Raw genomic sequence first — 22,213 nt, forward strand, 5'->3', positions numbered from 1 at the left:
TTTCAGGAGACATGCAATGAAGCTTTTCAAGGCGACAAGGGTCGTGCTGGTGATGCTATGCGTCATGTATTTCATCACCTACCTCGATCGCGTCAACGTCAGCACGGCGGCAGCCGGCTTCGGCAAGGAATTCAATCTCAACAAGACGGAAATCGGTCTTGTCTTCTCGGCATTTGCCTATCCCTATCTGGTTTTCCAAATCATCGGCGGTTGGGTGAGCGATCGCTTCGGTGCGAAGCGCACGTTGCTGGTGTGCGGCGCATTGTGGGCGGTGGCGACGATCCTGACCGGTATGGCCGGTGGCCTCGTCACGCTGCTGCTTGCCCGCTTGCTGCTGGGTCTGGGCGAAGGGGCGACGTTCCCGGCGGCCACCTCGGCCATGTCGCGCTGGATTCCCAAGGAAAAGCGCGGCTTCGCGCAAGGGATCACGCACGCGGCCTCGCGTATCGGTAACGCCGTGGCCCCGGCCGTGGTGGTGTTCATCATGGCCACGCATGGCTGGCGCGAGTCGTTCTACCTGTGCGGGATCGTGAGCCTGATCTGGGTGGCGCTGTGGGCATTCACGTTCACCGAACGTCCGCAAGACCATCCGCGCATCACGACCGAAGAACTCGCCGTGCTGCCTGCGCTCAAGGCCAAGAGCGGCTCGGTGCCGTGGGGGCCGCTGTTCAAGCGCATGATGCCGGTCACCGTTGTGTACTTCTGCTATGGCTGGACGCTCTGGCTGTTCCTGTCGTGGATTCCGCAGTACTTCCTGCATAGCTACGACCTCGATCTGAAGAAGTCGGCGCTGTTCGCTTCGAGCGTGTTCTTTGCCGGTGTGATCGGCGATACGCTTGGTGGGATCGTCACCGACAAGCTGTACGAGCGCACCGGCAACCTGAAGCGCGCCCGTAGCTGGATGGTCTCCGTGTGCATGCTGCTCACGCTGATCTCGCTCGTGCCGATGATGTTCACGCACCATCTGTACGTATCGATGGCGTGTCTGGCGTCGGGCTTCTTCTTCGCCGAAATGACGATTGGCCCGATGTGGGCGATCCCGATGGACGTCGCACCGGAATACTCGGGCACGGCCAGCGGCATGATGAATACCGGTTCGGCACTCGCGGCGATCATCTCGCCGGTGCTCTCGGGCTATCTCATCGACCGCACGGGGAACTGGGAGCTGCCGTTCGTGGGCAGCATGATTCTGATGGCCGTCGGCGTGGTGCTGGCCTTCCGCATGCAGCCCGAGAGCAAATTCTCGCTTGCAGGCGATGCCGCTAACGCAAGCAACGCCCGTCAGCCTGCCTGACGTGCACTTGATGTCTGCCTGATCTGTCGGATCGTGAGGGGCGTGGTGAGCGAGCGTCCGCACGATCCGCACGATCCGCAAGACAAGCGACATCTTCCGCAAAACACCTGCCGGACGGGCCTCGTGTCCGTTCGCCGCAGGCCCGTCCCCGATGCCTTTTGCATCTTCTTCGGTACGGCCAGCTCAACGCCAGCAACGTCATGAATTCCCAATCGAATGCCCGCGCGACGCCTCAAGGCACCCCTCCGACTTCTCCCGCGTCCCCGACGTCCATCAGCCAGCCCGTGCATCTGATGCCGATGCAGCGCGGCGGGGTGACGCTCACGCCATTACAGGACCGCCTGCGCCGCGAACTGCGCGGTGACGTGCTGTTCGATCGCGCCAGTCGTGGCCGCTATGCGACGGATGCGTCGATTTATCAGATATTCCCTATCGGTGTGGTGGTGCCGCGCGATCAGGAAGACCTGATTCGCGCGCTCGATATCGCACGCGACCAGAAGGTGCCGGTGCTCGCGCGCGGCGCGGGCACGAGCCAGTGCGGACAGACCATTGGCGAAGCGCTCGTCATCGACAACAGCAAGTGGTTGAACCGTGTGATCGACTTCGACGCCGAGGCGCGCACTGTGACCGTCGAGCCGGGCATCGTGCTCGATCATCTGAACGCGTGGCTCAAGCCGCACGGGCTGTGGTTTCCGGTGGACGTTTCGACCGCCGCGCAATGCACCATCGGCGGCATGACGGGCAACAATTCGTGCGGTTCGCGCTCCATCGAATACGGCAACATGGTGCACAACGTGCTGGCCATCGACGCGGTGCTGGCCGATGGCGCGCAACTGCACTTCGGCTCGCTGCACACACCGCCGACGGACGCACGTACGAAGGCGATTCTCGCGAGCGTTCACGACATCGCGATGCGTGAACAAGCGGAGATGCGCGAGCGCGTGCCGCGCGTGTTGCGTCGTGTAGCGGGCTACAACCTTGACTTGTTCGATTGCCTGAACCCGCGCGCGTACACCGACGACGGCGTGGCCAACCTCTCGCATCTGCTGGTGGGTTCGGAGGGCACGCTGGCGTACAGCCGTCAGATCACGCTAAAGCTCGCGCCGCTGCCCGCCCACAAGACGCTTGGCGTGGTGAACTTCCCCACGTTCTATCAGGCGATGGACCTCACGCAGCACATCGTGAAGCTGGGGCCGGTGGCCGTGGAGCTGGTCGATCGCACGATGATCGATCTGGCGATGGACAACGCCGCGTTTCGTCCCGTCATCGAGAAGGCGCTCACGGGCGATCCGCAGGCGATCCTGCTGGTCGAGTTCGCGGGCGACGATCCCGCCGCACTGCGCGCGAAGCTCGACGATCTCGCCACGCTGATGGGCGATCTCGGCTTACCCGACAGCGTTGTGAAGATGCCGGACGCCGGGCCGCAAAAGGCGCTCTGGGAAGTGCGCAAGGCGGGCCTTAACATCATGATGAGCATGAAGGGCGACGGTAAGCCCGTGTCGTTCATCGAAGACTGCGCGGTGCCGCTGGAGCATCTGGCGGAGTACACGCGGCGGCTGACCGAAGTGTTCCATCGCAATGGGACGGAAGGCACGTGGTACGCCCACGCGAGTGTGGGCACGCTGCACGTGCGTCCGATTCTGGACATGCGCCGCGACGGCGCAGCGAAGATGCGCGACATTGCCGAGGAAGCGGCGGCGCTCGTGCGCGAATACAAGGGCGCTTATTCGGGCGAGCACGGCGACGGACTGTGTCGCGGCGAATGGGTGGCCTGGCAGTACGGGCCGCGCATCAATGCGGCGTTTGGCGAGATCAAGGATTTGTTCGATCCGGAGAATCGCTTTAACCCGGACAAGATGGTGCGCCCGCCGAAGATGGACACGCGCGAGCTGTTCCGTTTCGCACCGGGCTATGCGGCAAAGCCGGTCATCCCTGCGCTCGACTGGACGGCCTGGAACGTGAAGCGCGATGCGCTGACCGGCGAGCAGAGCGCGCCGGACACCGGGACGGACGCCACGCACGGCCTCGCATCGGCCGTCGAGATGTGCAACAACAACGGCCACTGTCGCAAGTTCGACGCGGGCACGATGTGCCCGAGCTATCGCGTGACGCGCGACGAGCAGCATGTCACGCGCGGACGGGCGAATACGTTGCGTCTGGCCGTCTCCGGGCAACTGGGCGACGAAGGGCTGGCGAGCGACGAGGTGAAGGCGGCGCTCGATCTGTGCGTGTCGTGCAAGGGCTGCAAGCGCGATTGTCCGACGGGCATCGATATGGCGCGCTTCAAGATCGAGGCGCGGCATGCGCGGGCGAAGCGCCACGGCGTGTCGTTGCGCGACAAGCTGATCGCGTACCTGCCGCGTTACGCGCCGTGGGCCAGCCGAGTGAGCGGGCTGCTGGATGCGGCGCAGCGGCTGCCCGGCAGCAACGTGGCGAAGCGTTGGCTCGGGCTCGCACTGGAGCGCTCGGTGCCTGCGCTCACCGGCTCGTTCCTGGCGCGTCAGGCGCCGCTGGGCCATCCTGTGGATGCGGAGAATTCGCGCCAGGTGCTGCTCTTCGTCGACACGTTCAACAACTATATGGAGCCGGAAAATGCCCGCGCGGCGAAGCAGGTGCTCGAAGCGGCCGGCTACACCGTCCATGTGAATCAGCGCGCTGGCGAGCGGCCGCTGTGCTGCGGCCGGACGTTCCTCGCGGCAGGTCTTGTGGACGAAGCGAAGGCGGAAGCGCGACGCCTGCTCGACGCGGTGATGCCGTTCGTCGAGCGTGGGGTGCCGATTGTGGGGTTGGAGCCGTCGTGCCTGCTCTCGCTACGCGACGAAGTGCTCGGGTATGGCTTCGGTGATGCGGCCCGCAAGTTGGCGGACAACGCGTTTTTGTTTGAGGAATTTCTGGTTCGCGAGAAGGCGGCAGGGCGCCTGGATGTGGCCTGGCAAGCGCTGCCGGAGGGCGTGGGCGAGGCGCTGGTGCACGGCCATTGCCATCAGAAGGCGTTCGACGCTTACTCTCCCGTTACAGCGGTCCTTGGTTGGGTGCCGGGGCTGAAGGTATCATCGATCGAATCGTCGTGCTGCGGCATGGCAGGCAGTTTCGGTTACGAAGCGGAGCATTACGACACGTCGCGCGCCATGTCGGAGTTGACACTGTTGCCGGCGATTCGTCAGCGCAGTGAAAACGCCATCGTGGTGGCCGACGGCACCAGTTGCCGCCATCAGATTCACGATGGGGCGCAAACGGATGCGTTGCACGTCGCACGCGTATTGGCGCGGGCGTTGCCGGGCGGGGTGGCGTAAGCGGCGACCGCCATTTTCTGCGAACGCCCATCAAAGGATTGAGGATTGTGATGCCAGATTCAGTCAATACGGTTTCGACGTCGGCGAGTGCTGCCAACACGGCCACTGGCAGCATCGCCGTGCCGCCCGTGGCGCGTGTGGGCGATACGCTCGCACAGGTGGCTACGCCGTCGCTGCTGCTCGATCTCGACGCGTTCGAGGCGAACGTCGAACGCATGGCGAGCGCCGCGGCAGCGCGCGGTGTTGCGGTGCGTCCGCATGCCAAGGCGCATAAGTCTATCGCCATCGCGCGTGCACAAATGGCGGCGGGCGCAGTCGGCATCTGCTGTCAGAAAGTCACGGAGGCTATCCCGTTCGTCAACGCGGGCATCGGCAACATCCATATCAGTAACGAGTTCGTCGGCGAGGCGCGTGTGGCGCTGGCTGTGGCGATGGCGGCGCACGTCACGCTGTCGGTGTGTGTCGACGATGTGCGGCAAGTCGCACCGCTCGGTAAGGCCGCGCAGCGCGCAGGCGTGCGCATCGCTGTGCTGCCCGAAGTGGATGTGGGGCAGGGGCGTTGCGGCGTGGATTCGACAGATGCCGTGGCGCAACTGGTCGATGCCATCGATCATTACGAGGGGCTGCGTTTCGGCGGATTGCAGGCGTATCACGGCAGCGCGCAGCATGTGGACGGCTGGGAAAAGCGGCGCGATACCGCGCGTCTTGCTGCCGACCGTGCATCGGCCTACGTGCGCTTTCTCGAAGCGCGCGGCATTGCTTGTCCGGTCGTGACGGGCGGTGGCACGGGCACGGCCGAGTTCGATATCGAGAGCGGCGTGTACACCGAAATTCAGCCGGGGTCGTATGTGTTCCTCGACGGTCATTACGGCTCGCTCGAATGGCGCGACGACTGGCGCTTTCGCCACGGCCTGTTTCTCGCATCGACGGTCATGAGCACGGCGCGCAGCGGGATCATCGTGTGCGATGCGGGGCTCAAGAGCGTAGCGATCGATTCGGGCTTGCCGCGCTTCTGGTCGTCGCAACAGGCGAGCAAGCCGCATTACCGGACTGCCTCGGACGAACATGGCGTGCTGGAGCTCGCCTCTGCGGACGAAGACAGCGCACCGTGGCTGGGCGAGCCGATTCTGCTGGTGCCGGGACACTGCGATCCGACGGTCAATCTCTACGACCGCTACGTGGCGGTGCGGCACGGACGGGTCGAAGGTCTCTGGCCCATCGAGGCGCGTGGACTAAGCCAGTAAGGCGGGGGAGTGGCGGCGCTGGCGTCATCTCGGTGACATCCGGCCCCGTCAAAATATTTTGATGCAGGGGCTTCCCAAGGTCGGAAAAGCACGCTATAGTCTCACTTCTTCGCCGTACGGGGGTATAGCTCAGCTGGGAGAGCGCTTGCATGGCATGCAAGAGGTCAGCGGTTCGATCCCGCTTACCTCCACCAAAACGGAAGACTTTAGGTCCCCTTCGTCTAGAGGCCTAGGACATCACCCTTTCACGGTGAGTACAGGGGTTCGAATCCCCTAGGGGACGCCAGATTTAGTGGCGTGATTCTCGGAAAGCTCCAGAAACACGACGCACGATCGGTTGTCGACAAACGCGCTTGGCTTCACGGCCAAGCGCGTTTTGTTTTTTGTGCTGCCGATTCGTACGCCCGGCTATTTTTCAGCGCACCGGCGTGCTTGCCATCTTGCCGACGACCGTCTTCCACGGCCGTACGCGCCACGATTTCACCAGACCATTCACCACGTACGGATCCGTTTTCGCGAAGGCTTCTGCCGCCGCAGGCGAGTCGCTTTCGAAGAGTAGGGCTGCCGTGTCGACGGGCGACTCCAGCGCGCCCGCAAGCAACAATTCGCCGCGCTCCGATGCGGCCCAGGCGAGAGCCAGATGGGCATCGCGGTACTGGCCGCGACGCTCGAGGTAATCGTCCACGAGTTCGTAAGTGAGCAGGTAATGCATGGTGTGATCTCCGTGATTTTTTGCGCGCCTGACGCCGTGACGAAGTTGTGCAGTCGCTTCGACACGCGTCGTACTCGTCATTATCGATAAAACGCCGACGGTGGTACGCCGAAGTGCCGTTTGAACATCGCCGCAAATGCGCTCTGGCTGGCATAGCCATGATCCAGCGCCACGTTCACGATTTTTTCGCCGCGTGCCAGCGCTTCCAGCGCTTGAAGCAGGCGCGCTTGCTGACGCCAGCGGCCGAACGTCAGGCCTGTCTCCGTGGAAAAACGCCGCTGAAACGTCTTCGGTGAGAGGCCCGCTTCGCTGGCCCAATGGTCGATGATGGCGTCGTCGCAAGGGCTTTGCATCAGACGATCGCAAACGCGTGCCAGACGTGCGTCTCGTGGCCACGGCAGATAGAGCGGCAGGACGGGCAGGGCGATCAGTTCGTCTAGCAGAAGACGCATGAGGCGCGCGTCGCGAGAGTCAGGCGCGTAGTCCGGTGGCACATGGATGGCGGCGAGAATCAGTTCGCGCATCAGTGGCGTGATCTCCACGACACAACTGGTGTCGGGCAACGGCTCGCTGCCCGGTTCGACGAACACTGTGCGCATCTTGACATTGCCGCTCATGCGCACCGTATGTTCCAGCCCCGCCGCGAGCCAGACGCCACGTGTCGGTGGCACTACCCAGCGACCCGACGACGACGCGATGATCATCACGCCCTCAATCGAAAAGAGCAGTTGCGCGCGCCGATGCGAATGCGAGGCGATGAACTCGTTGTGCGCGTAATCGACCGCCATCGCCGCCATCGGCATGGGGGTGCTTTCGAATCGCAGGTGATCGGTCAGACGCGGATCGATGACGCGACGCACAGCCTTTTCGGTAGCCACGAGTGTCCTTTTTGAGACAGGTTTTGGAATTTTAGCGTGAGACGGTCCTGTGTGACATCCCTGACGATGGCGCTTCCTTTGTCAAACCTGTGGGAAATCGTCATGGGGTACTTTCTGTATCCGCTCGGCGCCATGTTGTTGTGGGCCGGCAATGTCATCGTTTCGAAGCTCTCGGCCACGACCATCGCGCCATCGGCCATCACGTTCTATCGTCTGGTGCTGGCGCTAGCCGTCATGACGCCCTTCGTCATCCGTCCGCTACTGCGCAACTGGCACCATGTGCGTCCGCAGCTCGCCAAGCTCGGCTTCCTCGGCTTCCTGAGCATGTCGTTCTATCAGAGCCTGTCGTATCTCGCGGCGCACAGCACCACGGCGACCAATATGGCGATCGTGACGGCATTGGCCCCGCTACTGACCCTGCTGTGGAGCGTGGTGCTGCTGCGCGAGCCGCCGACCCTCGGCATGCTCGTGGGCGGTCTGCTATCGCTCGCAGGGCTGGTGTACCTGATCGGGCAGGGGCATCCGTCGCAGTTGCTTGACGGCGGCATGCATCTGGGGGACATCCTGATGCTGATCGCCTCGGCATCTTACGGGTTGTACAGCGTGTTGCTGCGACGCTGGCACGTGGCGGTGCCGCCCGCGCAGTCGACCTACGTGCAGGCGTGGGCGGCGCTGATCACGATGATTCCGATGCTCGCGATGGTGCCTGCCGGTCAGGCGCAGCTGAATGCGGCGACGGTGCCGCTGGTGCTGTACGCCGGATTGGGGGCGTCGATCGTGTTGCCGATTCTGTGGATTCAGGGCATCCGGCATCTCGGGCCGAACCGTTGCAGCATGTTCATCAATGTGCTGCCGGTGATGACGGCCGCAATTGCTGTCGTGCTGCTGGGTGAGCAGTTGCACACGTTCCACGTGATCGGCGGCGGGGTGGCGCTCGTCGGCGTGTTCATCGCGCAGCGCTGGCAGCGCCCGCTGCCCGGCTTCGGCGGTGTGGAAGATTCGGACGAAGTGCCTGCGTGATTTTTTAGAGGGCTTCCGTCCAGCGTAAGGTCCAGTCAGGTTGCCATTGACTGGACCTTCGACATTCAGTCGCTGGGAACGAGCGGAACCACGAAGTCTTTCGCCACCGCGAGGTTTGCCGTCGCGAGATTCTTATACTCATCCGGGATCGGCAAAGAACAAGCCCCTTGTTGCACGCTTTCCCAGAATGCTCTGGCGGCGGAATAGGCCTTGCCCCAAACGGTCGGCCTCGCACCAATGGCCCCAATTTTGGGGGTGATCGGCAAAAGATCGGGATCGACGCCTGCGCCCAACGGCGCGTAATTCATAGGGAGAATGTCATACGCGGGGGCCACTCGATCAATCCGGCCATGCTCATTAAAGAGAAGCGAGATGTTCTCGAAATGTCGGTCTCCGTTACCGATAAGCTCGCTAAATGCGGCCATCACGTGAATCTTCGTGGTTTCGGTTGCCGGAAGGATTCGTGCTTGCTCGCATCGCGTCGCGAATGCGGACCAATTGTCTCGCTTCCCAAAGTACTCGTCGTCTATCGCCCCCGCAGAGAGCATTCCTACGCGACCAAAGCGTCCGATCCGGTCGAACCGCTGCACCTCAAGAAACGTATAGCTGTCGGTCGCGAGGAGGTGCGTCGAAGCTGACGGGATGTCCGCGTTAATCAGCGCCCGGAGGGCCAGATGCTCAAGCGATAGCAGTTCCGCCATGCGACTACCACGCTTTGCGAACTTTACGATCACATGGCCGACATCTTCGGTCAGAGAGAGAAACTTTGGTTGCTCGCCGCCCGCGCTGGAGCCGTAGGAGGCGTCCTTAAGCTGATTGGCCATCGCCTCGTACGACTCTAGCTTTTGTGCAGACGGCACTGGCAGTAACTGGCGGAATTCCATCTCCCTTTGGAGGGAGGTGTCGCCGTAAATCAAGTTGCCCGGAAGATTCAGTCCTCTGGAGAAAAGATAGGCAACACGATGTTCGTCGCTCCAATCCCGAAGGCTCTCCGGAACCTTCATTTCCACAGCAACCGTTCGGGCGACCTGGCGGCCCAAGAATCCCGATGGCGTAGCGAACGTCATATACGGGGGCAGGCCTTCGTATAGCGCATTCCGGGAATTACCGAGTTCGAGCGTCGCCCCGCCGGTCAGAAATTCGACGCGGATGAACGGTTCAATCGCGCCTTCGGCTGAAACCCGATAGACGGCTTGACGGGAAGACAACCCGCCGGGCAGCGGACGCAAAGTCCCGTACTTTGGGGTGCGATCCCCAGAAATTCGAAACGTTGTGAATAGTTCAGGAGCTTCCCGAATGACTCGTGAGAGGGTCGGCTGGCTGATCGATAAATCAGCCATGATCTCCTGTGCAGTAAGCGGTCCAAGCCTTAGCAGGCGGCGTATTTCCTCAATTCGAAGTGATTGATCGGCCATCTGAACCCTCGGTTTGAACGCGTCCATGAATATTTCATGAATAGTTCAAGAATAGCACATGTGCAAGTATGAGATGCCTTTCGACCGTGCCTTCATCTGAGGTTGCCCTACCGATGCTCGGTCCCAAGCGGGTGGGCGAGGGGCAGGGCGCTTACGTATTACGTACCGCGACCCCGTAAGTACTCACTATGCGACGGTCTTGTTCTGCGGCGGAGAAGGCTTCCCACAGCAGGCCATTGCAGTCCGTGCTGCTGGCGTACTCGGGAGCATCGTCGTCTTCGAAGCCGACGTGGCGAAGCTCGCCCGCGCGCGACGGCGACTGATTGATCGAGAAGTTCAGCAGGTCGGTGCGCCACATGGCGTAGGCGCCCGGCACGACCGCTGCGGGCGGCTGTCCGAGACGCGCGGAATAGTCGGTGATGGATTCGTCGAGATCGCGCACGGCGAGCGCGATATGAAAGCGTTTCATGGGGTCTCCTGACGCCGGATTCGATGGGAACGCCGCCGCTGCACTGTGTGAGCGCCCGCTCGCATGTTGCAGCGCATACGCGGATCTTGCTGTGCAGGCGGTATGTCGGCGAAATCCATCTTAGGCGTCGTCAGGCACGCTAACCAGACGGGCAGTTATCCCGGTATCCGCAGTGATGGGATGGGAGGAGACAGGGTTAGCGGGTGCTCACTGGGGACGTTGAAAGTCGTTCTCGACCCAGGCGCGCGCACTGTTGCGCGAGAGCTTGAACGACGGTGGCACTTTGACCGTCGCAATCGTTTCGCCGAAGCGGTCGATGGCGCTCAGCATGGCGTAGGGATCGTAGTCGTCGGGCACGATATCGAGCGTGACGTCGATTTCGCCGTCCGGTCCGTCCACACTGATGCGCTTGTGCAACTGCGCGCGCAGTTGCTGTTCGTGACGCCGCAACACCTCGGCCGCCGTTTTCACCAGCGTATGGAACGCCCCGACGTCCAGCGGCTTCGGATTCTTCTTGTCGCGCCCCATCGTCCACGGCCCCACGAGGGCGGGTTCCGACTCGCCGTCCTTGAACATCGCCACCGCCCAGCCGTCGTCCTCTTCGTTCTTGACGACCTTCGCCGTCCAACCGTCGTCGCGCCACAGGCGGGCTTCGTGGATGGCATCGGTGCTGCTGGTGTCGTCAGTCGGGATGTCTTCGGGTGTGGCGGAAGTTGCGGTCACTGTCTGAATTCGGGGTTTGGAAGTGAGATGGGTGTGAGCACGCGCTCACAAAGACGGCAATTTTACCGCGTCCGGCGATAGCACGGACACGTTCCCCGCCTTGCGTACTCCATAGGTTGGACCTAGGGCCTGTTCACACTAATTCCGGGCTCGTGAACGTGTTCTACCGGCTGGCTGGCAAGGCACCGACAGCGCCGCTTGGTGGTCCCAAGCAAGCTGGCAGTAACGCGGCCAGACGGCCGGTAGGGCACGTTCCCTTTGGGTTGCCCACCCAAAGGGGCGATCGCTGCGTCATGATCCTCTCGAATATTCCCGATATTCGCTTCGGCTCATTCCTTGCGCTCGCCCCTTTGGCCGGGCAACACGAGCCCGGAATTAGTGTGAACAGGCCCTAGAGGGCTCAGCCCTTCACCAGCCCGCCGTCAACGATGAGGTTCTGCCCCGTCACGGCGCGCGCCCACGGCGAGAGGAAGTACAGCACGGCGTCGGCGAACTCTTCCGGCGTCGTGACCTGGCGCAACGGCGTAAGGCTTGCGATCAGATCGAACACGGCTTCCGGCGTGGCGGCGCTGGCATCGGTTACACGCAGAAGACCGCCCGATACCATGTTGACGGTGATGCCGTCGGGGCCGAGATCGTTGGATGCCGTGCGCGTGAGCGCGAGCAGGGCGGCCTTGGCGGTCGTGTAATCGTGATACGGCACGACCGGGTTCTGGAACAAGTTAGTGCCCACGTTCACGATGCGCCCGAACCCGGCTTCGCGCATGCCCGGCAGTGCGGCCTGCATCGTGTTGAGCGCGCCTTTGACGGCCCCTTCGAGCTGCTGCGAGAAGCGCGACCAGGAGATGTCGGCGAGTTTGGGACGCGCGTCACCGTCGAAACGGAAGTCGGCCAGCGCGTTGTTGACGACCGACACGATGGGGCCGCCGATGCGTTCGTGGGCTTCGGCGAAGAGGCGGGCGACGGCCTTCTCGTCCGTGACGTCGGCCTGCAACGCGATGGCGCGATCGCCGAGCGACTCGGCCAGTTCGCGAGCGGCCACGTCGCTGCGCAGATAGTTGATGACGACGCCCGCGCCTTCACGCGCCACAGCGCGCGTAATGGCCGCGCCCAGTCCGCGTGCCCCACCCGTCACGAGTACCCACTGCGAATCCAGCTTCATTCCGATCTCCCCCTAATCCCGCAAAAGGCGGTCATTATCGCGCGTTCCGCAGGATTGTTCTTCGGGGACGGAGGTGGCTCATTCGTTGGCGGTGGCGAGCGCGGCGAGCAGCACGACTGGCAACAGCACGCTCCAGAAGCCCGCGCCGTGATACGCGAAGCCGCCAAGGATGGCGCCGACGGCGAAGGCGGCCAGTGCAGGCAACATTTTGCGCAGCCGCGTTCTGGCGGCCTTGTCGTCGCCGCAGTTGCCGCTGGCGAGTTCCACCATGTCGATCACGATCTGCGTGGTGTTGCCGGTCATGATGGTGGTCGGGGCGAGGTCGGCGAGCACCAGCCGTCCGATGGCGTTCTGAATCGCCAGCGCGGCGACGCCGAACATGCCGGAGAGAATGGCGAGCGGCGCGTCGGCCGAGAGAATCGGCTGCGCAGCCATGCCGATGATCATGAACCCCAGCAGCAGCAACGTCTGCAAGATCAGCAACAGCCGGAGCGGACGACGGTCGGTGTTCGCAAAGCCCTGCACGATGAGCTTGACCATCGCGACGAAAATGACGAACACCGGCAAAGCGAGCAACTTGGCGAGCACGCCGACGTGGGTGCTGGCGACCAGTTGCACACCGATCATCACGAAGTTGCCGGTCACGTGCGCCGTGAAGAGGCCGAACAGCGCGATGAAGCCGACCACGTCGATATAACCGGCGACAAACGCGAGTGTCATGCCGATGGCGGTGGGTTTGGAAAATTGGCTCACCCAACTGCGGGCGAGCGTGGCGGCCTCGGTCGGCGTGGGGATGTGGCGGGGAGTACCCATGACGGCTCCTGTGTCGGCATGCGTGGCAGATGGCGTCCCGTGCAGCGTGCAGGGGTGGCCTCGATACTTGCGTGCCCGAAGGGGGCGTCTGTCCGGCCCCGGACGCTGATGAAGCATATCACCGGCCTGCTACGCCGGACGCCACTTCGACCCGCTATACTGCCTCACACCGTCGGTCCGGCGCGACCGTCCGAACGTCTTATTGCATCGCGTGGCCTCGGTTGCATTGTCCACATCGCCGACATGAACGTCACCGGCCACGCGGCCCACATCGACAGGAGATTTTCATGAAGACCAGTGCCCGCAACCAATTCAACGGCAAAGTGATTTCGCTGCAACGCGGTGCAGTGAACGACGAAGTCACGCTGCGCATGGACGCGGGGCAGGAGATCGTTGCCGTCATCACGCATGAGAGCACGGTGAATCTGGGTCTGAAGGAAGGGAGTGACGCGGTGGCGCTGATCAAGGCTTCGTCGGTGATCGTGATGGTCGATGCCGACGCGAGCAAGGTCTCCACGCGCAACGTGATCACCGGCAAGGTCTCGCGCGTCGAGACGGGCGCAGTGAACAGCGAAGTTGAAATTGTGGCCGACAGCGGTGCGATCATTGCCGCCATCGTGACGAACGAAAGCGTGAAGCGTCTGGGCCTGACGGCCGGTCGCGCTGCCGCCGCGCTGGTCAAGGCGTCGAGCGTGATTCTGGCCGTCGCCTGAGTTACTTAGTTCTGAAGAACTGCCTGAACGTAAGGCGATGTCATTCATGCACGGTCTCACACTGACGCCTTCGCATGCACGCCCCGAGGCGGTGTTGTTCGCCTCGCTCCTCGCGGCCAATGCTACGCCCGAGCGCCTTGCGCGTCTCGGGCTGTCGGGGGCGGCGCTGGCGACGTTGCTGCGTCGTCACTTTCTTCCTGCGTCCGACACTTGGCAGATGCTTGCCTCGACATTACCGACGCCCGCGTGGACGTCGCATGCCATCTTCGTCGTCGAGATGAAGGAGGTGTTGCGCCGTCGCGCCGATCCGATGCTGCATCCGGTCGACGCGGCCGACATGGCGACGATCCTCGCCACGGCGTGTCTGCGGCCCGACCATCTCTGGCGCGATCTGGGCCTGACGGGGCGCGACGACGTCACCGCGCTGCTGTCACACTTCTTCCCGACGTTGGTCGCCGAGAATACGGCGAATCTGCGATGGAAGCGATTCCTCGCCGAAGCTTGCGCGCACGCCTACGGACGACCACCCGCACCCGCGCCGGGTTGCCCCGGCTGTGAGGCCTATGGCGAGTGCTACGCGCACTTGCGCCAGACCATCACCCCGATCGATACGGACTCGACGCGTCGTTGACACCGACACCTTATTGGCCGATCTCTCGCCCCGGCATCGGACTGCGGTGCGTCGCGAGACGCTCATGAAACATATCGGTCACAAGCACCATGACGTCCTGTGCCATGCCGCCCATGCGCACACTCGACGTTTGGATGGCTTGCTCATCGGTCTTTCCGCTCCCGACCAGCGCTTCGCGCCACGCCTTCTCGACCAGGATGCCGAGTGCGTGGGATTCGTCGCAGCTCGCGCCATTGCGGTTCATGCCGACGAACTCCAACGCTTCGACGAGCGTAGGTGAGCTTTCCAAGTAAGTTTTTTTGGTACTGAGGTCATGGAAGACAACGTCGTCTTCTTCCACGCTTGCCCGAGGCGGACGCAGCAGGTGGCCGGTTTCCATTTCAACGCGCATGAACGCCGACAGTAGCGACTCGTCGCCGTGATGCGTCCTCAGCAAAATCTGCGCCATGTCGTCGACGTTCAGCGGCTTCTCTCCGCGTGCGGACCAGTCCGGAGCGGCGAGCACGACGCAGTCGCCGATCATGAAATACGGATCGCCGCTATCGCCCGCACACCACTTCAACTGATCCCTGTGTTCCGGTTCGATACAACGCAACAGATCGAGAAATGCGTCGATTTGCGCGCTGGACGACGGGGTGGTGGCCAGCGTGTGAATCGCGGTCATCGCAGTGACCTTGTTCGTGCCGAAGAACCAATCCTTGATGCGCTCCCACAAGCTGGTCAATGCGTAGTCGACGCCGGTTTTCGTGCACATCGTGACGGTCTCGGCATCGAGACCGTGCGGGATATTGCCAATCAGATTTATCGGCGAATTCGTTGCTGAAACGGTCATTGCAAACACTTCCTTCGTTGTTACGTGAATTCTTCATCTGACGGTGATGTCGATCAGGCAGCGCGATTGAATGGGTTGACGTGCAGGTTGAGTGACAGGGCGGTCCGCTTTAGATGCTCGCGATCGTGGAACATATCGGTCACCAGACACATCAGGTTCTCGGCATTGCGCGACATCACGGCGGCCTTGTCGTCGTCCTCACCGCCAAGGGCCTGTTCGACGGCTAGCCGGAGTTGGTAGGCAAGCTCCCCGTCGTCGTCATTTCGATGCAGGCCGATGAGTTCCAGTGCGTCGACAAGCGACGGTGAGCGTCCCAGAAACCACTGTTGTGCGTCGAGCATTCGATCTGCGTTCACTTCGGCCTTTGCCTCAGGGAGCCCTTCCTCGCGCGCCGCTTCGACAATGCGACAGAGACCGACCTCGCGCAGCGTCTCCAGCACCGGCATTCCCTTGTATCGAAGCGACAGCAGCAGCTTTGCCATATCGGTCACGCTCGGCGGCGGCTCCGAGGGCACCTGAGACGCCCAGTCGACCTTCGATGGGACGACGTACCCGCCGATCTGGAAGGCGGGGCGTTCTTGTTCGCCGATGAGCCACGCCAACTGCTGACGATGTTCGGGCTCGACGTAGCGAAGCAGCTCGAGATACGACGTCTGCATCACAGCGGTCGTTTCGGCGTTCAGCATCCGATACAGCGCCAGTTTTGCGTCCACGCGATGCGTGCCGAAAAACCAGTCCTTGATGCGTCCCCAGAGGCTTTCCAGGTCCTTCTCGGTGCGCGCGTTCGTGCACTCATCGATGTTCTTCGCGCTGAGGCTGGACGCGGAGTCGCCGCAGAGTAAGAGTACGGGCGAGGACGAGTTCGTGATCATGGCGATGATTCCTTTGCAATGCGTTTCCAATCTTGAGGCCGCTGGGTTGCGCTATTTACACAGTGACTGCTTAGTAGCGATCCTTGAGCGTCGTCGCGAGCTTGCATAGCTGCTCGGCATTACGGCCGATCTCGCTGCTCACGGGTATGCGGGTACCGTTGATCTCGATCATCAGCGCGTTGATCGCGGCCCTTACGCGCGCACTGAGGCCAGGAATTTCGTCGTCGCGATGCAGGCGCATGATTTGCAGGGCGTCGAGCAGCGTCGGCATGGCGCTCAGCTGCCGCTGGCATCTCCCGACCGTCATGGCACAATGCGGTGCATTCGTCAGATCGTATAGCGGCAGTCCGAAGTGGTCGCCTCCCGTGAGCACATGATGGCCGTCGAACCGAAGGCTGAGCAGCAGATGGCAACTGTCTTCGAAGTCCATCCACGTGGTGTGCTTCATGTAGTCGACGACGTCGTGCGCGGGCGAGAAGACAGGATCGCCGACCTGGAAACCGATGACTTCGTGACTTGAGATATGCCATTGCAGGCGGTGCATATCCTCGGGGGCGACGTAGCGCAGCAGTGCGGCGAATGCGCCGACCTGCTCGTCCATGGTTTTCGGGTGTGCCAGTCGAAACAGCGCGCGTTGTGCAGCTTCCTTGTGCGTGCCCAGGAAGAAGTCCTTGACCTGGCCCCAGGCGCTCATGAGTGCCTTCTCGCTTTCGGCGTCCCTGCACGTCTGGATCGTCTCCTCGCTCAATGCGCACGCGAAGTGGCCGGAGAGCGTTGGCGGAAGAGAAAGAGGGGCGGAAGGCGTCGAACTCGCCATGCGATGAAATCCTTGTGTCGTGATGGGGGGGGCGAGTCGTCGTTGCGCCGCTGCCCCGGGCCATTAATTTTGCGCAAATGTCCGGGTGGCGAATTCCAGAAATCGCCCGGTGCGCGGCAAGAAAATTCCTGCGCTGATAGCATGTGCTTTTGCCCGCATTTCCCCCTTACCCGCGCATTGCGCAATGGGTCATCTCCCGAGGAGTTCCCCGATGTCCATCACCCTCTATCGCGCCACGATTCCCGTTTATCTCCGTGGCCTGACCGTCATGGCCGACTACATCAAGAAGGCGCGCGCGCATTGCGAAGCGACGTCGACCGACCCGGATTCGATTCTCAAGGCGAAGCTCGCGCCGGACATGCTCGACTTCGTCGCGCAGGTGCAGCGCGTGAGCGATACGGCAAAGTTCGCGGTGTCGCGCATCACGGGCGTCGAGTCGCCAAAGTTCGAAGATACGGAGACGACGTTCGATCAATTGCGGGACCGCATCGCCAATACCGAGGCATACATTGCGGGCATTCTCGAAGACCGTTTCGACGGGGCGGAGTCGCGCCCGGTCACGCTGAAGTTCAAGACGCAGCAGACCACGATGGACGCCGTCGACTATCTGTTCAAGTTCGCGCTGCCGAACTTCTATTTCCACGTGACGACGACGCACGACCTGCTGCGTGCGCAAGGTGTGGAAGTGGGCAAGATGGACTATCTGGGACCGTTCGAGATGCAGCCGGTCTGAGGTCTTGACGACGCGCGCCGCGTTGCTGGCGTGCGCGTGCAGGAAGCGAGCGCGCCGACGAGGAAAAGTGTCGGCGCGCTCGTTTTCGTTTGGGTGACGGCTGGCAGTTCAGTGCGTGGCGATCGGCAGATACATGCGAATGTCGTCGCAGAAGCCGTTGCCTACGCGCATGGCGTCGGGCTCGCGGCCGATCTCCACGAAGCCGAAAGACTGGTAGAGCGTAAGCGCTGCACGATTGTCGGCGTTCACCTGAAGGGTGAGATGGCGCAGCCCGGGCTGTGAGCGTGCGAGGGCAAGGGCCGCGTCGAGGAGCGCTCGGCCAACGCCGCGCCCGACGGCGTCCGTATGGACGTACATGCCCCAAAGGAAGCCGACGTGCGCGAAGTTCGCACGTGTCTGGCGTCCCAGGCCGACCACGCCCACAAGCCGCTCGTTTTCGAACGCACCGAAAACGCCCGTGTCCGGGCGCACTGTCAGCCACTCGCGCACCCGTTCGACCGGCCAGTCCTTTTCTTCGGCATAGCTCGATCCGAACGCCTCCGGATGCGCCTGCAAACCGGAAAGACGCAATGCCTGAAACGCGAGTGCGTCGGCGGGAACGAGCCGACGCACCTGAACCGACGAACCTGTCTTCATGGCAGGCGCGGCTCCATCATTGCCAGCACCGTACGTGCGGCCTCTTCCGATGAGGCGGGGTTCTGCCCGGTGACGAGGCGTCCGTCGCCGACAACATGGGATTCCCAGTTGCCACCTTTCTCGTATAGCCCGCCCAGCCGCTTGAGTTCGTCTTCCACGAGGAACGGCACGACGTCGGTGAGGCCGACGGCGGCCTCTTCGTCGTTGGTGAATCCGGTGACGTGCCGTCCGCGTACGAGCGGTTCGCCGTTCGCCGCGCGCACCTGACGCAGCACGCCCGGCGCATGACACACAAAGCCGATGGCTTTGCCTGCGCGCTCGAAGGCTTCGATCAGATGAATGGAGTGAGGGTCTTGCGCGAGGTCCCAGAGCGGGCCGTGGCCGCCGGGGTAGAAGACGGCATCGTAGTCGTCGGCGTTGACGTCGGCGAGTTTGAGCGTGCTGGCGAGCGCCTTCTGTGCGTCGGGGTCTTCGCGAAAGCGCCGGGTGGCTTCCGTTTGCGCGTCCGGCTCGTCGCTCTTGGGATCGAGTGGCGGCTGGCCACCGGCCGGCGAGGCGAGCGTGACGGCGAGTCCTTCGTCGATGAATACGTAGTACGGCGAGGCGAATTCTTCGAGCCAGAAGCCGGTCTTCTTGCCCGTGTCGCCCAGGCGGTCGTGCGAGGTCAGAACCATCAGGATGTTCATGAAACGTCTCCCTGTCGAATCGGCCATGCGAATCATTCTACCCGTCATGTATGATCGACGAAACCGGCCATAACGGCACCATAACGGCGATGAGCGCCTCGAACCTTGGAGCGAGACATGCAGTTGATCGGAATGTTGGATTCGCCGTACGTGCGTCGTACGGCCATTTGCCTGAAGTTGCTTGGGCTGCCCTTCGAACACCGTTCGTTGTCGGTGTTCAGCACCTTCGACGCGTTCGCGGCGATCAATCCGGTCGTCAAAGCACCGACGCTCGTGACCGACGACGGCACGGTGCTCATGGACTCGACCCTCATCCTCCAGTATCTGGAATCGCTGGTCGATCCGGCGCAGCGGCTGGTGCCGGTCGATCCTGCTGAGCGTGTGCGGGCGTTGCGTCTGACGGGACTTGCGCTGGCGGCCTGCGAGAAGTCGGTGCAACTGGTGTACGAGCGCGAACTGCGTCCGAGCGAGAAGCGGCATACGCCGTGGACAGACCGGGTGCGCACGCAAGTGCATGCGGCGTTTCATGAACTGGAACTGGAGTTGGCGCAGGTGCCCATCCTGGCCACGCCGGAACAGATTGGCGAGCATGGCGTGGCAGTAGCCGTGGCGTGGCGTTTCCATCAGTTGCTGCTGCCGGAAGTCGACTTCGGCGCGGAGTTTCCCGAGATTGCCAACTTCTCGGCGCAGGCCGAGGCGCTGCCCGCGTTTCGCGAGACGCCGCCGATCTGACGTATTGGGGAGGGGGTGAAGCGGGGGAGTAGAGACGGGATAAAGACAGGCCGGACGGCATCACCGTCCGGCATTGCTAGCTACGTCAGCTCTTCAGGCGATAGCCCGTCTTGAACATCCACGCGACGACGGCAAGGAAGATCGCAAGGAACAAGAGCGTCATGCCAAGACTCACGGCGACGCTCACATCCGCCAGTCCGTAAAAACTCCAGCGGAAACCGCTGATGAGATACACGACCGGGTTGAACAGCGTGACGGCGCGCCAGAACGGCGGCAGGATGCTCGTCGAGTAGAAGCTGCCGCCAAGGAACGTGAGCGGCGTGATGATGAGCAACGGCACGAGTTGCAGCTTCTCGAAGCCATCGGCCCAGATGCCGATGATGAAACCGAGCAGACTGAACGTGACCGCGGTGAGCACGAGGAAGAAGATCATCCAGATCGGATGCTCGATGCGCAGCGGCACGAACAACGCGGCCGTGCCCAGCATGATGACCCCGAGAATGATCGACTTGGTCGCCGCCGCACCCACGTACGCGCACACGATCTCCATGTAGGACACCGGTGCGGAGAGCACCTCGTAGATCGTGCCGGTAAAGCGTGGGAAATAGATGCCGAACGAGGCGTTCGTCACACTCTGCGTGAGCAGCGAGAGCATGATCAGGCCCGGCACGATGAACGCACCGTACGGCACGCCTTCGATTTCCGGAATACGCGAGCCGATCGCTGCACCGAACACTACAAAGTACAGCGAGGTCGAGATGACCGGCGAGATGATGCTCTGCATCAACGTGCGACGCGTGCGTGCCATCTCGAAGTTGTAGATCGCCTTCATGGCGTAGAAATTCATGGCGCGGCTCATCCTTCTTTCCTGTGCACGAGCGAGACGAAGATGTCTTCGAGCGAGCTTTGCGTCGTGTGCAGATCCTTCACCGATATGCCCGCGCGCTCCATGTCGCGCAGCAGCGAGGCGATGGACGTCTGCTCGATATTGGCGTCGTACGTGAACACGAGTTCGGTGCCGTTGTTGCCGAGCGTGAGGCCGTACGCGGCGAGCGCGTCGGGAATGACGGAGACCGGCTCGGTCAGTTGCAACGCGAGCTGCTTGCTGCCCATGTGCCGCATCAGTTCGGTCTTCTCTTGCACGAGCGTAATCTGCCCGCCGGTGATGATGCCCACGCGGTCGGCCATTTCCTCGGCCTCTTCGATGTAGTGCGTGGTCAGGATCACGGTCACGCCGGTCTCGCGCAGCGACTGCACGAGACGCCACATGTCGCGGCGCAGTTCGACGTCCACCCCCGCAGTCGGCTCGTCGAGGAACAGCACACGCGGCTCGTGCGAGAGCGCCTTGGCGATCAGCACGCGTCGTTTCATGCCGCCCGAGAGCTGCATGATGCGGCTGTCCTTCTTCTCCCATAGCGAGAGCGAGCGCAACACCTTCTCGATGTGCGCCGGATTCGCGGGCTTGCCGAACAGGCCGCGCGAGAAGGAGACGGTGGCCCACACCGATTCGAACGAGTCGGTGGTCAGCTCCTGCGGGACAAGGCCGATGGCTTCACGCGCCGCACGGTAGTCCGTGACGATGTCGTGACCGTCGACCGTCACCGTGCCCGAGGTCGGACGCACGATGCCGCAGATGGTGCTGATAAGGGTCGTTTTGCCGGCGCCGTTCGGGCCGAGCAGGGCGAAGATCTCGCCGCGCTGGATTTCCAGGTTGATGTTCTTGAGCGCCTGGAAACCTGTCGCGTACGTCTTCGACAGATTCTGGATAGAGATCACGGATGGCATGGCGGCGACGATAGCACAGGCGTGAGGAACTTGTCGGACACGAACCGGCGGAAAGCCGAGGAACAAAAAATGCTCGCCGCCCAATGGCGGGCGACGAGCATCGATGCGTGTCTGTCTGCGTGCCGGGAGATTCGGCGTAGGCGAAGGATCAGCCCTTCGGCATTTCCTTGGGGACGATCACCATCCAGTTCATGCCGAAACGATCCTTGACCATGCCGAACGTTTTCGCGAAGAACGTCTCGCCGAGCGGCATGTTGACCGAACCGCCGTCAGCCAGCGCGTGGAACGCCTTTTCGGCAGCGCCGACTTCCGTGAAATCGACCGACAGCGAGAAGCCGTCGAACTTCGGCTTGCCGCTCACCATGCCGTCCGAAGCCATCACCATCGATTCGCCGATGAAGAACTCGCCGTGCATGATCTTGTTGTCGCTGCCCGGCGGCAGCATGCCTTCGGGGCACTTTTCCGGACTTTCGCCATAACGCATCAGCATGCCGCGCCGTGCGCCCAGCGTCTTCTCGTAGAAATCAATGGCTTCTTCACAACGACCTTCGAAAAACAGATAGGAATGAACTTGCATGGAACGCTCCTCGATGTGTCGGTAATAAAGGGCGTGGGGACGCCCCGTTGGGGAAGTGTCATTGGGCGAACGTCTTCGGCACCTCATCAACCATAGTCCCTTCGCATTTAATGCGCGAATGTGACGAAGCCGGTGCCGTCTGACGCACTGCAACTTGCCTTTGTGGACAGTGTACA

The 22,213-nt window shown here is 62.3% G+C and carries 23 protein-coding genes and 2 tRNA genes; 10 read left to right on the plus strand and 15 right to left on the minus strand.

Annotation, left to right across the window (positions count from 1 at the left end; translation table 11 throughout):
- Positions 1-16: 16 nt before the first annotated feature.
- The 5 genes from PCO31010_RS21295 to PCO31010_RS21315 all read left to right on the plus strand — a co-directional run bounded on the left by PCO31010_RS21295 (position 17) and on the right by PCO31010_RS21315 (position 6,117).
- The gene (locus PCO31010_RS21295) at positions 17-1,294 is read left to right on the plus strand and encodes an MFS transporter (protein WP_150666031.1); all 1,278 of its coding nucleotides are present in this window, start codon (positions 17-19) and stop codon (positions 1,292-1,294) included.
- A gap of 200 nt (positions 1,295-1,494) precedes the next feature.
- On the plus strand, positions 1,495-4,587 hold the full coding sequence (locus PCO31010_RS21300; RefSeq protein ID WP_150666032.1) for an FAD-binding and (Fe-S)-binding domain-containing protein: 3,093 nt from the start codon (positions 1,495-1,497) through the stop codon (positions 4,585-4,587).
- A gap of 50 nt (positions 4,588-4,637) precedes the next feature.
- Entirely contained in the window at positions 4,638-5,831 is a 1,194-nt protein-coding gene (locus PCO31010_RS21305) for a DSD1 family PLP-dependent enzyme (protein WP_150666033.1), read from the plus strand.
- A 118-nt stretch (positions 5,832-5,949) separates the two neighbouring features.
- A tRNA-Ala gene (locus PCO31010_RS21310) sits at positions 5,950-6,025 on the plus strand.
- A gap of 16 nt (positions 6,026-6,041) precedes the next feature.
- Positions 6,042-6,117: transfer RNA gene (locus PCO31010_RS21315), tRNA-Glu, on the plus strand.
- A gap of 129 nt (positions 6,118-6,246) precedes the next feature.
- On the opposite strand, the gene PCO31010_RS21320 is transcribed toward PCO31010_RS21315, so the two are convergent.
- The gene (locus PCO31010_RS21320) at positions 6,247-6,543 is read right to left on the minus strand and encodes a YciI-like protein (RefSeq protein ID WP_150666034.1); all 297 of its coding nucleotides are present in this window, start codon (positions 6,541-6,543) and stop codon (positions 6,247-6,249) included.
- Between the two features lie 80 nt (positions 6,544-6,623).
- Entirely contained in the window at positions 6,624-7,451 is an 828-nt protein-coding gene (locus tag PCO31010_RS21325) for an AraC family transcriptional regulator (protein ID WP_373275415.1), read from the minus strand.
- 72 nt (positions 7,452-7,523) lie between these two features.
- On the opposite strand from PCO31010_RS21325, the gene PCO31010_RS21330 reads away from it, so the two are divergent.
- On the plus strand, positions 7,524-8,441 hold the full coding sequence (locus tag PCO31010_RS21330) for a DMT family transporter (protein ID WP_150666035.1): 918 nt from the start codon (positions 7,524-7,526) through the stop codon (positions 8,439-8,441).
- Positions 8,442-8,506: 65 nt separating this feature from the next.
- Here PCO31010_RS21330 and PCO31010_RS21335 read toward each other — a convergent pair whose 3' ends face one another.
- From PCO31010_RS21335 to PCO31010_RS21355, 5 genes are all read right to left on the minus strand, one after another.
- Positions 8,507-9,883, minus strand: coding sequence for a HipA domain-containing protein (locus PCO31010_RS21335; protein ID WP_150666036.1), 1,377 nt, complete (start codon positions 9,881-9,883; stop codon positions 8,507-8,509).
- Between the two features lie 124 nt (positions 9,884-10,007).
- Positions 10,008-10,325, minus strand: a complete 318-nt coding sequence (locus PCO31010_RS21340) for a VOC family protein (protein ID WP_150666037.1) — start codon at positions 10,323-10,325, stop codon at positions 10,008-10,010.
- Positions 10,326-10,532: 207 nt separating this feature from the next.
- Positions 10,533-11,018: a hypothetical protein gene (locus tag PCO31010_RS21345; RefSeq protein WP_150666131.1), complete on the minus strand. Its 486-nt coding sequence runs from the start codon at positions 11,016-11,018 to the stop codon at positions 10,533-10,535.
- A 430-nt stretch (positions 11,019-11,448) separates the two neighbouring features.
- Positions 11,449-12,210, minus strand: a complete 762-nt coding sequence (locus PCO31010_RS21350) for a 3-oxoacyl-ACP reductase (RefSeq protein WP_150666038.1) — start codon at positions 12,208-12,210, stop codon at positions 11,449-11,451.
- A 78-nt stretch (positions 12,211-12,288) separates the two neighbouring features.
- Positions 12,289-13,023 carry a YoaK family protein gene (locus PCO31010_RS21355; protein WP_150666039.1) on the minus strand — a complete coding sequence of 245 codons (735 nt, stop codon included), beginning with the start codon at positions 13,021-13,023 and terminating at the stop codon, positions 12,289-12,291.
- Between the two features lie 287 nt (positions 13,024-13,310).
- Here PCO31010_RS21355 and PCO31010_RS21360 point away from each other — a divergent pair, with 287 nt between their 5' ends.
- Complete coding sequence (locus tag PCO31010_RS21360) at positions 13,311-13,736, plus strand: TOBE domain-containing protein (RefSeq protein ID WP_150666040.1); 426 nt, start codon at positions 13,311-13,313, stop codon at positions 13,734-13,736.
- A 46-nt stretch (positions 13,737-13,782) separates the two neighbouring features.
- Positions 13,783-14,367, plus strand: a complete 585-nt coding sequence (locus tag PCO31010_RS21365; RefSeq protein ID WP_246184713.1) for a nitrogen fixation protein NifQ — start codon at positions 13,783-13,785, stop codon at positions 14,365-14,367.
- A gap of 10 nt (positions 14,368-14,377) precedes the next feature.
- Here the strand turns inward: PCO31010_RS21365 and PCO31010_RS21370 are convergent, their stop codons facing one another.
- The 3 genes from PCO31010_RS21370 to PCO31010_RS21380 all read right to left on the minus strand — a co-directional run bounded on the left by PCO31010_RS21370 (position 14,378) and on the right by PCO31010_RS21380 (position 16,765).
- Positions 14,378-15,199 (minus strand): hypothetical protein, encoded by an 822-nt coding sequence (locus tag PCO31010_RS21370; RefSeq protein WP_150666042.1) that lies wholly within the window; start codon positions 15,197-15,199, stop codon positions 14,378-14,380.
- Positions 15,200-15,252: 53 nt separating this feature from the next.
- On the minus strand, positions 15,253-16,071 hold the full coding sequence (locus tag PCO31010_RS21375; RefSeq protein ID WP_150666043.1) for a hypothetical protein: 819 nt from the start codon (positions 16,069-16,071) through the stop codon (positions 15,253-15,255).
- 70 nt (positions 16,072-16,141) lie between these two features.
- Positions 16,142-16,765, minus strand: coding sequence for a hypothetical protein (locus PCO31010_RS21380; RefSeq protein WP_150666044.1), 624 nt, complete (start codon positions 16,763-16,765; stop codon positions 16,142-16,144).
- Positions 16,766-17,099: 334 nt separating this feature from the next.
- Here PCO31010_RS21380 and PCO31010_RS21385 point away from each other — a divergent pair, with 334 nt between their 5' ends.
- Positions 17,100-17,621 (plus strand): DUF1993 domain-containing protein, encoded by a 522-nt coding sequence (locus PCO31010_RS21385; RefSeq protein ID WP_150666045.1) that lies wholly within the window; start codon positions 17,100-17,102, stop codon positions 17,619-17,621.
- A 108-nt stretch (positions 17,622-17,729) separates the two neighbouring features.
- Here the strand turns inward: PCO31010_RS21385 and PCO31010_RS21390 are convergent, their stop codons facing one another.
- Together PCO31010_RS21390 and PCO31010_RS21395 are read right to left on the minus strand one after the other, a co-directional pair.
- Positions 17,730-18,257: a GNAT family N-acetyltransferase gene (locus PCO31010_RS21390; RefSeq protein WP_150666046.1), complete on the minus strand. Its 528-nt coding sequence runs from the start codon at positions 18,255-18,257 to the stop codon at positions 17,730-17,732.
- Positions 18,254-18,943: a type 1 glutamine amidotransferase domain-containing protein gene (locus PCO31010_RS21395; protein ID WP_150666047.1), complete on the minus strand. Its 690-nt coding sequence runs from the start codon at positions 18,941-18,943 to the stop codon at positions 18,254-18,256. The genes PCO31010_RS21390 and PCO31010_RS21395 overlap by 4 nt, the downstream gene beginning before the upstream one ends.
- 117 nt (positions 18,944-19,060) lie before the next feature.
- On the opposite strand from PCO31010_RS21395, the gene PCO31010_RS21400 reads away from it, so the two are divergent.
- Positions 19,061-19,675: a glutathione S-transferase family protein gene (locus PCO31010_RS21400; protein WP_150666048.1), complete on the plus strand. Its 615-nt coding sequence runs from the start codon at positions 19,061-19,063 to the stop codon at positions 19,673-19,675.
- An 85-nt stretch (positions 19,676-19,760) separates the two neighbouring features.
- On the opposite strand, the gene PCO31010_RS21405 is transcribed toward PCO31010_RS21400, so the two are convergent.
- From PCO31010_RS21405 to PCO31010_RS21415, 3 genes are all read right to left on the minus strand, one after another.
- Entirely contained in the window at positions 19,761-20,522 is a 762-nt protein-coding gene (locus tag PCO31010_RS21405) for an ABC transporter permease (RefSeq protein WP_039402551.1), read from the minus strand.
- 8 nt (positions 20,523-20,530) lie between these two features.
- The gene (locus PCO31010_RS21410) at positions 20,531-21,460 is read right to left on the minus strand and encodes an ABC transporter ATP-binding protein (RefSeq protein ID WP_150666049.1); all 930 of its coding nucleotides are present in this window, start codon (positions 21,458-21,460) and stop codon (positions 20,531-20,533) included.
- 148 nt (positions 21,461-21,608) lie between these two features.
- The gene (locus PCO31010_RS21415) at positions 21,609-22,037 is read right to left on the minus strand and encodes a VOC family protein (protein ID WP_150666050.1); all 429 of its coding nucleotides are present in this window, start codon (positions 22,035-22,037) and stop codon (positions 21,609-21,611) included.
- Between the last annotated feature and the right edge of the window lie 176 nt (positions 22,038-22,213).

This window comes from Pandoraea commovens (assembly GCF_902459615.1).
GTDB classification, from domain to species: domain Bacteria; phylum Pseudomonadota; class Gammaproteobacteria; order Burkholderiales; family Burkholderiaceae; genus Pandoraea; species Pandoraea commovens.

Excerpts from the sequence above, each read along its gene's own strand:
- PCO31010_RS21295 (WP_150666031.1), top strand. The coding sequence starts at position 17 with ATGAAGCTTTTCAAGGCGACAAGGGTCGTGCTGGTGATGCTATGCGTC.
- PCO31010_RS21300 (WP_150666032.1), top strand. The coding sequence starts at position 1,495 with ATGAATTCCCAATCGAATGCCCGCGCGACGCCTCAAGGCACCCCTCCG.
- PCO31010_RS21305 (WP_150666033.1), top strand. The coding sequence starts at position 4,638 with ATGCCAGATTCAGTCAATACGGTTTCGACGTCGGCGAGTGCTGCCAAC.
- PCO31010_RS21320 (WP_150666034.1), bottom strand. The coding sequence starts at position 6,543 with ATGCATTACCTGCTCACTTACGAACTCGTGGACGATTACCTCGAGCGT.
- PCO31010_RS21330 (WP_150666035.1), top strand. The coding sequence starts at position 7,524 with ATGGGGTACTTTCTGTATCCGCTCGGCGCCATGTTGTTGTGGGCCGGC.
- PCO31010_RS21335 (WP_150666036.1), bottom strand. The coding sequence starts at position 9,883 with ATGGACGCGTTCAAACCGAGGGTTCAGATGGCCGATCAATCACTTCGA.
- PCO31010_RS21340 (WP_150666037.1), bottom strand. The coding sequence starts at position 10,325 with ATGAAACGCTTTCATATCGCGCTCGCCGTGCGCGATCTCGACGAATCC.
- PCO31010_RS21350 (WP_150666038.1), bottom strand. The coding sequence starts at position 12,210 with ATGAAGCTGGATTCGCAGTGGGTACTCGTGACGGGTGGGGCACGCGGA.
- PCO31010_RS21355 (WP_150666039.1), bottom strand. The coding sequence starts at position 13,023 with ATGGGTACTCCCCGCCACATCCCCACGCCGACCGAGGCCGCCACGCTC.
- PCO31010_RS21360 (WP_150666040.1), top strand. The coding sequence starts at position 13,311 with ATGAAGACCAGTGCCCGCAACCAATTCAACGGCAAAGTGATTTCGCTG.
- PCO31010_RS21365 (WP_246184713.1), top strand. The coding sequence starts at position 13,783 with ATGCACGGTCTCACACTGACGCCTTCGCATGCACGCCCCGAGGCGGTG.
- PCO31010_RS21370 (WP_150666042.1), bottom strand. The coding sequence starts at position 15,199 with ATGACCGTTTCAGCAACGAATTCGCCGATAAATCTGATTGGCAATATC.
- PCO31010_RS21375 (WP_150666043.1), bottom strand. The coding sequence starts at position 16,071 with ATGATCACGAACTCGTCCTCGCCCGTACTCTTACTCTGCGGCGACTCC.
- PCO31010_RS21380 (WP_150666044.1), bottom strand. The coding sequence starts at position 16,765 with ATGAGCGCCTGGGGCCAGGTCAAGGACTTCTTCCTGGGCACGCACAAG.
- PCO31010_RS21385 (WP_150666045.1), top strand. The coding sequence starts at position 17,100 with ATGTCCATCACCCTCTATCGCGCCACGATTCCCGTTTATCTCCGTGGC.
- PCO31010_RS21390 (WP_150666046.1), bottom strand. The coding sequence starts at position 18,257 with ATGAAGACAGGTTCGTCGGTTCAGGTGCGTCGGCTCGTTCCCGCCGAC.
- PCO31010_RS21395 (WP_150666047.1), bottom strand. The coding sequence starts at position 18,943 with ATGAACATCCTGATGGTTCTGACCTCGCACGACCGCCTGGGCGACACG.
- PCO31010_RS21400 (WP_150666048.1), top strand. The coding sequence starts at position 19,061 with ATGCAGTTGATCGGAATGTTGGATTCGCCGTACGTGCGTCGTACGGCC.
- PCO31010_RS21405 (WP_039402551.1), bottom strand. The coding sequence starts at position 20,522 with ATGAATTTCTACGCCATGAAGGCGATCTACAACTTCGAGATGGCACGC.
- PCO31010_RS21410 (WP_150666049.1), bottom strand. The coding sequence starts at position 21,460 with ATGCCATCCGTGATCTCTATCCAGAATCTGTCGAAGACGTACGCGACA.
- PCO31010_RS21415 (WP_150666050.1), bottom strand. The coding sequence starts at position 22,037 with ATGCAAGTTCATTCCTATCTGTTTTTCGAAGGTCGTTGTGAAGAAGCC.